The organism is Peptostreptococcus sp. (assembly GCF_036639115.1).
GTDB lineage: Bacteria > Bacillota > Clostridia > Peptostreptococcales > Peptostreptococcaceae > Peptostreptococcus.
In genome coordinates, this window is record NZ_JAVWJH010000002.1 from 51,648 (window position 1) to 65,729 (window position 14,082).

The 14,082-nt window shown below is 31.2% G+C and carries 10 protein-coding genes; 9 read left to right on the forward strand and 1 reads right to left on the reverse strand.

Features of this window, described 5'->3' with window-relative positions; all coding sequences use genetic code 11:
- Positions 1-51: 51 nt before the first annotated feature.
- Complete coding sequence (locus RR561_RS02585; protein WP_332505868.1) at positions 52-1,137, reverse strand: hypothetical protein; 1,086 nt, start codon at positions 1,135-1,137, stop codon at positions 52-54.
- A gap of 316 nt (positions 1,138-1,453) precedes the next feature.
- On the opposite strand from RR561_RS02585, the gene scfB reads away from it, so the two are divergent.
- The 9 genes from scfB (at position 1,454) to hisS (ending at position 14,071) form a co-directional block, all read left to right on the forward strand.
- Positions 1,454-2,827, forward strand: coding sequence for a thioether cross-link-forming SCIFF peptide maturase (gene scfB, locus RR561_RS02590; protein WP_332505869.1), 1,374 nt, complete (start codon positions 1,454-1,456; stop codon positions 2,825-2,827).
- A 141-nt stretch (positions 2,828-2,968) separates the two neighbouring features.
- On the forward strand, positions 2,969-4,645 hold the full coding sequence (locus RR561_RS02595) for an ABC1 kinase family protein (protein WP_332505870.1): 1,677 nt from the start codon (positions 2,969-2,971) through the stop codon (positions 4,643-4,645).
- 53 nt (positions 4,646-4,698) lie between these two features.
- Positions 4,699-7,227 carry a single-stranded-DNA-specific exonuclease RecJ gene (gene recJ, locus RR561_RS02600; protein WP_332505871.1) on the forward strand — a complete coding sequence of 843 codons (2,529 nt, stop codon included), beginning with the start codon at positions 4,699-4,701 and terminating at the stop codon, positions 7,225-7,227.
- A 25-nt stretch (positions 7,228-7,252) separates the two neighbouring features.
- Positions 7,253-7,774 carry an adenine phosphoribosyltransferase gene (locus RR561_RS02605; protein WP_332505872.1) on the forward strand — a complete coding sequence of 174 codons (522 nt, stop codon included), beginning with the start codon at positions 7,253-7,255 and terminating at the stop codon, positions 7,772-7,774.
- Between the two features lie 58 nt (positions 7,775-7,832).
- Positions 7,833-10,058, forward strand: a complete 2,226-nt coding sequence (locus tag RR561_RS02610) for a RelA/SpoT family protein (protein WP_332505873.1) — start codon at positions 7,833-7,835, stop codon at positions 10,056-10,058.
- Positions 10,059-10,075: 17 nt separating this feature from the next.
- Positions 10,076-10,525: a D-aminoacyl-tRNA deacylase gene (gene dtd / locus RR561_RS02615; protein WP_332505874.1), complete on the forward strand. Its 450-nt coding sequence runs from the start codon at positions 10,076-10,078 to the stop codon at positions 10,523-10,525.
- A gap of 9 nt (positions 10,526-10,534) precedes the next feature.
- Complete coding sequence (locus RR561_RS02620) at positions 10,535-11,161, forward strand: MBL fold metallo-hydrolase (RefSeq protein ID WP_332505875.1); 627 nt, start codon at positions 10,535-10,537, stop codon at positions 11,159-11,161.
- Positions 11,161-12,837, forward strand: coding sequence for a coproporphyrinogen dehydrogenase HemZ (hemZ, locus tag RR561_RS02625; RefSeq protein ID WP_332505876.1), 1,677 nt, complete (start codon positions 11,161-11,163; stop codon positions 12,835-12,837). Before RR561_RS02620 ends, hemZ begins: the two co-directional genes overlap by 1 nt.
- Complete coding sequence (hisS, locus tag RR561_RS02630; RefSeq protein ID WP_332505877.1) at positions 12,809-14,071, forward strand: histidine--tRNA ligase; 1,263 nt, start codon at positions 12,809-12,811, stop codon at positions 14,069-14,071. Before hemZ ends, hisS begins: the two co-directional genes overlap by 29 nt.
- The last annotated feature ends 11 nt before the right edge of the window (positions 14,072-14,082 follow it).

The window sequence follows — 14,082 nt, forward strand, 5'->3', positions numbered from 1 at the left end:
TATAAATAGATAGGTGTTTTGATTTCATTAAAAGTTAAAAATTATTTTAAATTAGTTTCCATTATATCCTTGCTTGAATGCACCAACAAATATTGATCTCGCTTCAGAAACTTGACCACCCTGTATTGGATTATCTCCTTCAAGGTCGTTAAACATCTGAGAAGCAACTTGATCTATGTTTGATCCATCTCCACCACTTTGCTTGTAGCTAAGACCCGAACTGTATCCAGAGCTTCTTATTTCACTTCTAATATTATTATTTAGGCTAGAAACAGGTGGCACAAATTCATCTCCACCGCCATTATTTCCACCGGAATTATTGTTTCCTCCAGAATTGTTATTTCCACCAGAGTTATTATTTCCGCTTGAACCATTGCTTCCGCTAGAACTGTTATTTCCGCTATTTCCACTAGAACTGTTATTGTTTGAGTTGCTAGAGTTGTTCGAACTGTTAGAGTTTGAACTATTGTTATCTTCGTCATCGTCACTATTATTGTTCTTAGAACTATTCTTAGAACTATTCTTGTCACTTGAATCCTTATCGGAATCATCGTTTAAAGAATTGATATCAGAGCTCTTACTTCCATCCTTGTTCTTACCATCTGAATCCTTATCATCAGTAGGTGCCTTTCCACGAACCTTTTCAACATCAGAACGTATCTGATCCATCATATCCTTAAACTCTTCGAATAATTTATCGTATTCTTTTTGTTTTTCTTGATACTTACTAGGTTCTGTTACTACTGTATCTGCTAACTCAAGAGATATACCATACATCTTGATTAAAACAGATTTGGCCTCAACTAAAGGCTTATATAAGGTTTGAGTATTCTTTAATAGTGTAACACCATTTTTAATAGAGTCTTTTGCAGTTACTGCATCTCTTTCAAGATCAGGGTTTTTGCTGACATCATTTATTGTCTTTAGATTATTTTTCAAATCATTGTAATAAGAAAGAATTTCCTTATACTCAATTACAACCTCTTCAACATTATCTTTTGTTATTTCAGTTATATATTCAATTTTTTGGTTAGCCTTGTCTGTAGTGTTGCTTTTCTTTTTTGGACCACACGCAACCATAGTTGCTGACATAGTCAAAGCAAGCAACGTTACCATCGTTTTTTTGAATAATTTCAAAATATTCACCTCCATTTGTACATATGTATCATTATAACATAGAATTTTAATTTAAAATATAAAAAATGTCAAATTAAGTGTGGGATAAAAATATAAAAATATAAGCTAAAATCCATCAAAATCAAGAGAAGGTGTACTTTTTATAGGGCATAGGCTTTATATTAATAAAAAAAAATAGATAAAAATAAAAAAAGATAAATAATTATGAGAAAGTACTTTTTTTATTATATGAATTTCTTATTCTTTTTAAAACTCTTGTATATTTATGATATAATGATATTTGAATGATTTATAGAAATTAAAGGAGGAATATGTTTTGAAAATAATACATAAGTATAATATGAACGGCTACAATATAGTAGTAGATGTAAATGGCGGTGCAGTTCATGTTGTAGATGATGTAACTTATAGAGCTTTGGACTTTTATGAAGATAAAAATTTAGAAGAAATTATATCACTATTGGCAGATGAATTTGACAGACAAAAAATAGAGGAAGCATACAATGAAATAGAAGAGCTAGTAAAGGAAGGTCTTTTATATACAGAAGATGAATATGAATTTCATCCAAGCTTTGTAAATAGGGAACCAGTAGTAAAGGCACTCTGTTTAAATGTTGCTCACGATTGTAATTTAAAGTGTAAGTATTGCTTTGCAAAGCAAGGAGACTTTGGTGGTAACGCTGAGTTGATGTCTTTAGAAGTAGGTAAAAAAGCAATGGACTTTTTAGTGGCAAATAGTGGAAATAGAAGAAATCTTGATATAGATTTCTTTGGTGGAGAACCACTTATGAACTGGGAAGTTGTAAAAGAGTTGGTAAAATATGGTAGAGAAATAGAAAAGCCAGCTGGAAAAAATATGAGATTTACAATTACTACAAATGGTGTGCTATTAGATGATGAAAAGATAGATTTCATCAATGAACATATGCACAATGTAGTACTTTCATTAGATGGTAGAAAAGAAATAAATGATCAGATGAGATTGACTGTAAATAATAGAGGAAGTTATGATACTATAGTACCAAAGTTTCAAAAGTTAGTTAGCCAAAGACCTAAGGACAAGTATTACTATGTCAGAGGTACATTTACAAGAGACAATCTTGATTTTTCAAAAGATATTAATCATTTTTCAGATTTAGGATTTGAACTAACATCGATAGAACCTGTAGTAGATGACGAATCAAATCCATTTGCACTTAGAGATGAAGATTTACCTAAAATATTTGAAGAATATGAAAACTATGCAGCTGAGCTTGCACAAAGACAGTTAGATGGTGAAAAATTGAAATTCTTCCATTTTATGATAGATTTAAATCAAGGACCTTGTGTAATTAAGAGAATAACTGGTTGTGGAGCAGGTAATGAATATGTATCAATAGTTCCAAATGGAGATATCTATCCATGTCATCAGTTTGTTGGAAAAGAAGAGTTTGTAATGGGAAATATTTATGATGATGAAATAACACTTCCTGAAGCTATGAGAGAAATGTTTAGAGAAGCTCATGTATACAATAAAGAAAGCTGTAAAACTTGTTGGAATAAGTTCTATTGTTCAGGTGGATGTCATGCAAATGCAATTAATTTTAATGGAGACATTAGAAAGCCATATGAACTAGGATGCGAAATGCAGAAAAAGAGAACAGAATGTGCAATAATGATACAGGCAAAGCTATTGACTGAAGGAAAATAATTTAAACAAAAAATATAGAAAGACTGCAATCTTGTATAATTAAATAGATTATTATAGGTGCAGTCTTTTTTGAAATATCAGTTAACTTTTTTGAGTAGTGGTTTTGCTTCAATAAATATTTTAAAGGGTGAAGATTAGAATATGAGAGTAAGCTATAAGTATCTAGGTAGGTATAAAGAAATTGCTACAGTTTTGATCAAATATGGATTTGGATTTGTAGTGGAAAAACTAAATAAAGATGCAGTTGCTTCTAAAGTGAATACTCACTCTCCAAAAGGTGAAGTTAAATCAATGACTACAGGTCAAAGGATGAGACATGCTTTTGAAGAGTTGGGTCCCACTTATGTTAAAATTGGTCAGATTTTAAGTACAAGAAAAGATATTTTTGATGACGAGATAATATCAGAGTTATCTAAGCTAAGAGATCATGTAATACCAATAGACAATGACGTGGCAATGGCGATATTAAGAGAAGAACTTGATTGTGATTTGGGAGAAGTTTTTACACGTATTAGCAAAGAACCACTTGCAGCAGCTTCTATAGGTCAGGTGTATGAGGCAAATTTAATAGATGGTACAACTGTAGTAGTTAAGATACAGAGGCCAGAAATTGAAGAAACCATAAAGGCAGATCTGAATATACTTAAAAGACTAGCAGACAGTCTTAGTTTTTTAAACAAAGATTGGAATATAGATGCTAGGGAAATGATAGGGGAGATGGAAGTTCAACTGTTAAGGGAGTTGGATTACAAATTTGAAGCTATAAACGGCATTAAATTAAGAAAAATATTTGAAAATAGTAATGAGGTATTTATTCCGAGAATATTTGATGAATATACTACAAAAAAATTGTTAATAATGGACAAGGTAGAAGGAATATGTATTTCTGATATTGAAAAATATCAGGTTAGTGAGGCTGATAAGAAAAAAATTGTGGATATAGGCGTTAGATCATTTTTTAGACAAGTTATGACGTGTGGCTTTTTTCATGCAGATCCACACCCAGGTAATATATTTATTACTGGAAATGGAAGCAACAAAAAACTTGCCTATATAGATTTTGGTATGATCGGTTTAATAGATGAAAAAACTCTTAAATATTTAAATCAATTGATAATAGCATCAACTAATAAAAATATAGATAAGATAGTTAGAATACTAACAGATATGAAAGCAATGCCAACGGAATCTAATAATGAAACTTTAAGAAGAGATCTTTTGTATTTGATACATTACTATTATGACGTTCCTTTTGATAAGATGAGTATTGCCGAGATATTGAATGAAGGTTTTAGGTTTATGAGGACTCACAATATAACACTTCCTTCTCAGTTAGTTTTGCTAGGGAAGACCGTAATCACCCTAGAAGGAACTTCTAGAGGATTATACCAAGCCTTTAGCGTGGAGACGATAGCAAAGTCGTATATGAAGTATTATAGAGATGAAAAATTAAATCTTAAGAGAAATATGTCAAGATTGAAATCTGATATAGATGAATACTATTATGATATGGTTACAGTGCCAGGACAGTTAAAAAATATTTTAAATATACTTGAAAAAAATAAATTAAAATTAGAAGTTGGAGAGGTAAAAGCTCCTAAGATGGAAGAAAATATTACTAATTTTACTACACAGTTATCAATGAGTGTAATGTTGGCAGCCTGTATAGTAGGTTCTTCTTTAATACTATCATCTGATAATATTAAATCTAATAAAATGATTCAATATATAGGAATAATGGGATTTATACTATCTTTTATCATCGGTATTGTATTAGTCATTTTAATACTGAAGAGTAATTATAGAAAAAACAAGTAATTTCATAAACTAAAATAAGAAAAATGTTTTTGAAATTAGAAGGGAGGTGCTTTATGAAAAAATGGACATTGTTGAAAAAAACAAAAGCAAGTGGAAATAAATTTACAAGGCAATTAAATATAGATGACAATATAGCACAAATAATGTTAAATAGAAATATATCAGAATATGAAGATATAGAAATGTACATAAATCCTTCATTTGATTTTTTAAGAGATCCATTTTTATTGTTGGACATGCAAAAGGCTGTCTCTAGAATAAAATTAGCAATTGAAAAGAATGAAAAAATATGTATATATGGAGATTATGATGTAGATGGAGTTTCTTCCACATCGATACTAAAGATATATTTTGAATCAATAGGCTATCCAGTTGACTACTACATACCAAATAGGTTAGAAGAAGGATATGGATTGAATAAGGAGGCTATTGACTGTGTTTATAACATGAAAACAGACCTTATGATAACTGTTGATTGTGGTATTACATCTGTATCTGAAGTAGATTACGCAAATAAATTGGGTATAGATGTAATAATAACAGACCATCATGAATGTCAAAGTGAAATACCAAATGCGTATGCTGTGATAGATCCTAAGAGGAAGGACTGTGAATATCCTTTTAAAGGCTTATGTGGATGTGGTATTGCTTTAAAGCTAATAAACGCTTTGAGTGGAAAAGAAAATTTCAAGGAAAATATTAATGATTACCTTGAAATAGTTTCTTTGGCAACTATTTGTGATATTATGCCTGTATTGGATGAAAATAGAATAATTGTAAAAAATGGCCTTGAAATTCTAGCCCGTGGAAATAATGTGGGCATGAAGGCTTTGATAAAGGTTTGTGGATTGGAAGGTAAGAAAATAAAGAGCTCACACCTTGGGTTTGCAATAGGGCCAAGAATAAATGCGTGTGGTCGACTAGGATTTTCAAATCTAGGAGTTGAACTATTCACAGAAAAAGATCCGATAAAGGCAGAAAAAATAGCCGAATTAATGGATCTAAAAAATCAAGAAAGACAAGAGATAGAAGCTAGAATTCATAAAGAGGCAGAAGAGATGATAAGCGCAAATCCTTCATATGAAGAGGGGAAAGTAATTGTTCTAGCAGCAGAAAATTGGCATCATGGAGTAATAGGTATAGTTGCCTCAAAGCTTACAGAAAAATATTACAAGCCATGTATACTTCTTTGTATAGAAGGAAAAATGGCCACAGGATCAGCTAGATCTATAAAGGGATTTGATCTATTTAGTGCACTTTATGAATGTAGAGATTTAATGGAAAGATTTGGAGGTCATGAGCAAGCAGCAGGGCTGACTATTGACATAGATAATATTGATGAGCTTAGAAGAAAAATAAATAATATAGCAGATAATAAACTAGAAATAAAGGACTTGATTGAAGAGATAAAGATTGAATATGAGATAGAAGAAGAAAATATCAATTTAGATTTTGTAGACAAACTTCATGTGTTAGAACCTTTTGGAATTAAAAATCCAACTCCTTATTTTTTAATGAGAGAGTGCTATGTAAAAAGAGCATACTTAATTGGAAAAGATAAGAGTCATCTTAAGATGACTATAGTAAAAGATAAGGAAATTGAATGTATTGGATTTTCGATGAGTTATTTAATGGACAAATTTGACGTTGAAGATATGGTGGATATTGTTTTTCAAATAGATGAAAATACATACAATGGCAAGACAAAAGTTCAACTACTTTTAAAAGATATAAGATTAAATCGACCAAAAAATATTTTAAAACGTCCTCAGTATCTAAAAGAAATAGACAAACTATTAAATTTAAACAGAGCTTATATAAGTTCTAATAGGCAGAATTCTTCTAATATTGAAGAATTAGATATGGCAAATAAAGAAAAAGAAAAAAATAAAAAAATAGACACTCACAATGAAAAAAATGATAAGAACAACATAATAAATACTGATAAAATAAATAATAAAATAAGTGAGTATTTTGATATAACAGGCAATAAAATATGTAAAATAGCAAATATAGCTGATATACTAAGTAATGATGATTTAATAATCATAAATAGTATGAGAGGTTTTTTTAGAGCTATTTCTGATATTAATATAGCTTCTGATGAAAAAATCAACTACATATTTTTATCCAATATTGATAAAATTGATTTAAAAGTATATAATAAAATTATTATGTATGATTATTTTGATAATTATCAGGAAATGGAATACATTTTAAAGAATAAAAATAATAATTCGGAATTTTTAATTAATTTTGAAAGCAGTGATTACATATATATAAGGAATAAATTTAGGGAGATTGACTTTGTGAGAGACAATTTTGTATTAGCTTATAAGTTTTTTATGGTAAATAAGAAACAAACTATGCGCTATAGCGAATTTATCGAGATACTAGGACTTTCTCCTATTAAAGTTTATACTATATTGAAAGTATTAGAAAGTGAAGACTTACTGAACTACAAGATAGACTATGATAAAGATTTATTTGAATTTGAGTTGTTGCCAAAGCCAAATAAGAAATTGGATTTAGAGCAAAATAAAATTGTGAAGTTTCTCAATTCGAAAATACAAATTGACTAAAAAGCCAATATTTATGGAGGAAGAAATGAATTTAGAAAAAAAAATTAGAAACATACAGGATTTTCCAAAGCCTGGTATAGGGTTTAAGGATATCACTACTTTACTAGCAGATGGAGATGCTTTTAGATATGCTATACAGCAGATAGCAGAAAATATAAAGGGACTAGGAGTAGATGTTATTGTTGGTCCTGAAGCTAGAGGCTTTATACTAGGAACTCCTGTAGCATATGAGCTAGGCATAGGATTTATACCTATAAGAAAGCCTGGTAAACTTCCAGCAGAAGTAGAATCATATGAATATAGCCTAGAATATGGTACAGATCGTCTTGAGATACATAGAGATGCTATAAAGCCAGGAGATCGAGTTGCAATAGTTGATGATTTGTTGGCAACAGGTGGAACAATCGCAGCAGCCACAAAATTAGTAGAAAATTTAGGTGGTGAAGTAGTAGCATTGGAGTTTTTAATAGAGCTAGACTTCTTAAATGGTAGAGGCAAATTAGATGGATATAATGTAAACTCACTGGTACATTATTCAGAAGAATAGCTGTGAGTCTTGTTACTTTTAGTTTGAATTAGCGAAATAGAATTAGAGGGGTGACATTATGTATGATGAAGATTTAAAAAAATTAATAGAGAAAATAAAAACATATTCACCAAATGCTGATTTTGATAAAGTGGCAAGGGCTTATAATTTAGCAAAAGAAGCACACGAAGGTCAGTTTAGAAAATCTGGTGAACCGTATTTTATACATCCAAAAGCTGTAGCTAATATACTAGCGGACATGCAGTTAGATGAAGACACGATCTGTGGTGGGCTTTTACATGACGTAGTTGAAGATACTGATTATGAGTTGGATTATATAGAGGAACAGTTTGGTAAAGACGTTGCAATATTAGTTGATGGCGTTACCAAATTGGGTAAGATCAAGTATATGACTAAAGAAGAGTCACAATCTGAAAATTTAAGAAAAATGTTTTTGGCTATGGCTAAGGATATGAGAGTGATACTGATCAAACTGGCTGATAGACTTCATAATATGAGAACTCTTGAATATATGAATCCAGAAAAAGCTAAATATAAGGCTCAAGAAACACTTGATATCTATGCTGGGATTGCTCACAGATTAGGTATTTCCAAAATAAAATGGGAACTTGAAGATCTTTCTTTGAGATATCTTGACAGCGAAGGATATTATGAATTAGTAAATATGGTAAAAATGAAGAGGGAACAAAGAGAGAAATATATAAAAGATATTGTAGATTTACTCGAAAAAACCTTCGATGATATGGATATAAATTGTGAAGTATATGGAAGACCAAAACATTTTTATAGTATATATAAAAAGATGCAAAAAAAGCATAAAAGTTTTGATGAAATATATGATTTAACAGCGGTAAGAGTTTTGGTAGATTCAGTAAAGGATTGTTACGCTGTTTTGGGAGTGGTCCATACTTTATGGAAACCAATACCAGGAAGATTCAAGGATTATATAGCAATGCCAAAGCCAAATATGTATCAATCACTTCATACTACAGTAGTTGGTCCAGATGGAGAACCTGTAGAGATACAGATTCGCACTCATGAAATGCACAATATTGCTGAGTATGGTATAGCAGCTCATTGGAAATACAAAGAAGGTGTTTCTGATGATGATATGTCAAAGGCTGATGAAAGACTACAATGGCTAAGACGAATGATGGAGTGGGAAAAAGATGTTACCGACCCACATGAATTCTTAGATGCCTTAAAAGATGACGTGTTTAGTGCACAAGTATACGTGTTTACACCACAAGGAGATGTAATAGAACTTCCTAATGAAGCAACTCCAATAGATTTTGCCTATAGAATTCACTCTAAGGTTGGAAATGCTTGTGTTGGTGCAAAGGTGAATGGAAGGATAGTTCCACTAGACTATAAGTTGAAAAATGGTGAAATAGTAGAAGTGTTGACTTCATCGAACTCTCCAGGACCAAGTAGAGATTGGCTAGGAGTTGTAAAGACACCGAATGCAAGAAATAGAATAAGGCAGTTCTTCAAAAAAGAAAGACGAGAAGAAAACATTGAACGTGGAATAGAAATTTTAGACAAAGAATTTAAGAGAAACAATATAAATAGAAATGATGCAGAGACTACAAACATATTAAAAGAAGTTGGTAAAAAATTTAATCAGCCTGATTATGAAGATTTTTTGGCAACTATAGGATATGGTGGTATAGCTGCAAATCATGTTTTAACCAAAGTAAAGGATGTCTTGCTCAAAGAGGAAAGAAAGCAAGAAAAAGAAGAAAGAGCAACTCAAGAGGAAGATATTGAAAGACACAATATCGGTGAAACAGATAAATCAAAATATAAGTCTAAGAAAACAGAAAAAAGACATATAGGTGTACAGGTTGATGGATTAGAAGGAATATATGTTAGATTTGCAAAGTGTTGTAATCCACTTCCAGGTGATGATATAGTTGGATATATTACAAGGGGAAGAGGAGTTACAGTACATAGAGTAGACTGCGAAAATATTATTCGTGATAAAGAACAAAATTATAGTAGAATGGTAAAAGTATCTTGGATAGATGACAATAACTCTAGATTTGAAGCTGAGATAGAAGTAATAGCTGCAGATAGAAGAGGAATTGTAAATGAAATTACCCATGTTATATCTAATGAAAAGATTGGCCTTGCAGGAATATATGCAAGAAAGGGACATGAATTAGGAATAACTGTAAATATAATATTGGAAGTCAACGGTATTGAAGAATTAAAAGATATAGTAAAGAAAATAAAAAATGTACCAGGTGTAGAAAATGCATTTAGAGTACATGGAAAATAAAAATTGAAGGAGTATCTATGAGAGCAGTAGTTCAAAGAGTAGTATCATCTAATGTAAAGGTGGATGGTGAAACTACAGGTGAAATTGACAAGGGGTTATTGGTTTTACTAGGAGTAGGAGAAGATGATACTCCCAAAGATACCTCTTATATGGTAGATAAGATAGTAAACCTTAGAATATTCGAGGACGAAGATGAGAAGATGAACTTGTCTTTGAAAGATGTTGGCGGAGAACTTTTAGTAGTTAGCCAATTTACTCTTTATGGTGATTGTAAAAAGGGAAGACGTCCAGGTTTTAGCGATGCTGCAAGACCAGATAAGGCTGATGAATACTATATAGATTTTGTTAATCAGGCAAGAGAGTTAGGAGTTAAAACAGAGACTGGAAGATTTCAGACACATATGATGGTAGAATTGATCAATGATGGACCTGTTACACTTCTTGTTGACTCTAAGAAGAATTTTTAGGAGGAAAGAATGAAGATAAAAGTGTTTGTAGATTCGGTTATGCAGGAAAATTCATATATATACTATGATGAAAAAACTTTGGAAGCTATAATAATAGACCCTGCACTTTGTTTAGAAAAGGAAAAAAAGTTTATTGATGACAATAAGCTTGATGTAAAATATATAATGCTTACACACTCCCATGCAGATCATGTTGCAGATGCAGAGGCACTGAAAGAATATACTGGTGCACCTATAATTGCAAATAAGGATGAGAGAGAAATGTTAATCGATGCAAAAAAGAATTTAAGTAGCGATTTCTTTACACATGGAATTGAATTTGAAGCTGACAAGTATGTTTCTGAAGGTGATAAGATTCAGTTAGGAAATCATACATTTACATTTATTGATACTCCAGGACACACAACAGGTGGTATGTGTATTAGATGTGCTAATGATTTATTTACAGGTGATACACTTTTCATGGGATCTATAGGAAGAACTGATTTATATGGTGGTGATTACGATAAAATGTTAAAATCACTTAAAAAACTAAGTAAGTTGGAAGATGGCTTAAAGATATATCCAGGTCATGGACCAGCAAGTACTATAGGTGTGGAGAAAGAAAGTAATTATTATATGAAATTGGTGATTTAATGATAAAAGTACTATTGCAAGGGCACGATTATAGATATGAAATTGCAGAGTTCTTGAAGTTATTTTCTTCTGAGTTTTCCTTTTTGGATAGCTCAGAAGATTTTGCTGTTAATCAAGATATGCAAGATTCAGAAGTGTTAGTAAATGAGTTGAAAATTGTAAAAGGAACAGATAAGGTATTAATATATACGAATACTAAAGTTTTTCTCAAGGGTATAGAAATATACAACGGAGAAATAAAAGAAAGTATAGATATAGAAACTGCTGAGAATTCATTGGTAAGTAATTGCGAAAATGAAGAAGATGGAATAAATATAAAAACAAAACTAAAGAATACTTCAGTAAGTAAAGTAATTGAAACTGAACACAATAAAAAAATATTTGCAAAAACTAATAAAAAATTAGATAATAATATTAAGACCATATCAAAGCGAATAATCCAAAGGAGTATGTATAATTATCTATTAGATAAATTTGATGCAAACGTTCCATGGGGCATACTTACTGGTATTAGACCTGTAAGTATTGTTAATTCACTATTTGATACAGGTATGACAGAAGATGAAATAAGGGAAAATATGAAAAGAGAGTACCTTATAAAGGAAGAAAAGCTAGATTTAATTATAAAAACTGCATCAATAGAAAGACAATATATATATCCTTTATCAGAGGATAAAATTTCTTTATATATCAGTATTCCATTTTGTCCTACAAGATGTTTATATTGTTCATTTCCATCACATCCTTTAGGTAAGTTTGGAAGCTTAAGACATGTATATGTAGAAACACTTCTAAAAGAAGCAAGAGGTGTAGCTGAATTGATAAAGATGCAGTCAAAGGAAATAGAAACTCTTTATATAGGAGGTGGAACTCCTACAGCTCTAGAAGCAGAGGATTTAGAATATTTAATTTCAGGAGTGTTTGATATATTTGATCTATCTAAAATTAAAGAATTCACTGTAGAAGCGGGTAGACCAGATACTATTACAGAAGAGAAGTTAAAGACACTAAAAAAACACAATGTTTCTAGAATAAGTATAAATCCGCAGACTATGAATCAAAAAACTTTAGAAACTGTTGGAAGAGAACATACAGTCGAAGATATCAAGGAGTGTTTCTATATGGCAAGAAGATTAGGCTTTGATAATATAAATATGGATGTAATACTAGGGCTCCCTGGAGAAAGTCCTGAAATGGTAGAAAATACTATTGAAGAAGTTGTATCTTTGGATCCCGAAAGTGTAACAGTTCATACCTTAGCTCTAAAAAGAGCCTCTGATCTAAATATAAACATGAATAGTTATAAAGACGCCTTAGCAAGCTATCAAAAAATGATAGAGATGATAGCAATATCAAGACGTCATATGAAAGATAATAATTATAATCCTTATTATATGTATAGACAAAAACATATGCTTGGTAACTTAGAAAATATTGGTTATTCAAAAGAAGGCTATGAGTGTTTATATAATATGCAGATTATGGAAGATAGACAGTCCAATTACGCAATAGGTGCTGGAGCAGTATCGAAATTTGTTTATTTGGAGGATACAAGAATTGAAAGAGTAGATGACGTCAAGAATCTAGAGATATATCTAGAGAGAGTAGACGATATGATAGATAAAAAATACAGGGAGGTAGAAAAAAATGCTAACAAAAGCTCCAAGAGGGACTAAAGATATTACACCTTCAGAATCATATAAATGGAATTATTTGGAGACAAAGTTCAAAGATCTTTGTTCATTATATGGATATAAAGAAATAAGAACACCAATATTTGAACATACAGAATTGTTTCAAAGAGGTGTAGGGGATACTACTGATATAGTTCAAAAAGAAATGTATTCCTTTAAGGATAAGGGAGATAGAAGTATCACTCTAAAGCCTGAAGGTACAGCTGGTGTAGTGAGAGCCTTTATAGAAAATAAGATGTATGCAGATGCTCAACCAACAAAATTATGTTATATTACGCCATGTTTTAGATATGAAAGACCTCAATCAGGAAGACAAAGACAATTCCACCAATTTGGTATAGAAGCCATAGGAAGTGATACGCCTTCACTAGATGCTGAGGTTATAGAACTTGCGACTCAGTTTTTAGGAGAAGTTGGTCTAAAAGATTTATCAGTATCAATAAATTCAGTAGGTTGTCCTGTATGTAGAGAAAGTTATAATGAAAAATTAAAAGAATACCTAGCTGCTAAGGCAGATGTTCTTTGTGATCTATGTAATGAGAGACGAGAAAAAAATCCTATGAGAGTTATTGACTGTAAAAACGAGACTTGTCAGGCTAATATTAAAGACATACCTCTTATAGCTGATAATCTATGTGAAGATTGCCAAAATCATTTTGATACCCTTAAGAGTTATCTTGATGAAATGGATATTAAATATGAGGTTGACAAAAAGATAGTAAGAGGACTAGACTACTATAAGAGAACTGCTTTTGAGATTATTTCAAATGATCTAGGAAGTCAGTCAACTGTGTGTGGTGGTGGACGATATGATGGCTTAGTAGAACAAATAGGAGGTCCAGAAGGATTCAGTGGTATTGGATTCGGATTGGGTGTAGAAAGACTATTGTTGACATTAGAAGCTAATAATATTGAAATACCTAAGCCTGAAAATACAGACATATTTATAGTTACTATTGGTGATACTGCAAAGCTTAAGGCATTTAATATTTTAAAAGAATTAAGAAGCAATCACATTTCTGCTGATAAGGATCACCTTGATAGAAGTGTAAAGGCACAGTTTAAATATTCTAATAAAATAGATGCAAAATATACAATAGTAATTGGCGATGATGAACTTGAAAAAGATGAGGCAACGCTTAAAAATATGAACACTGGGGATCAAAAGCTTATCAAGCTAAGTGAACTAGTTGAAGAACTAAAAAAGGAACTATAATTCGGAGGTAA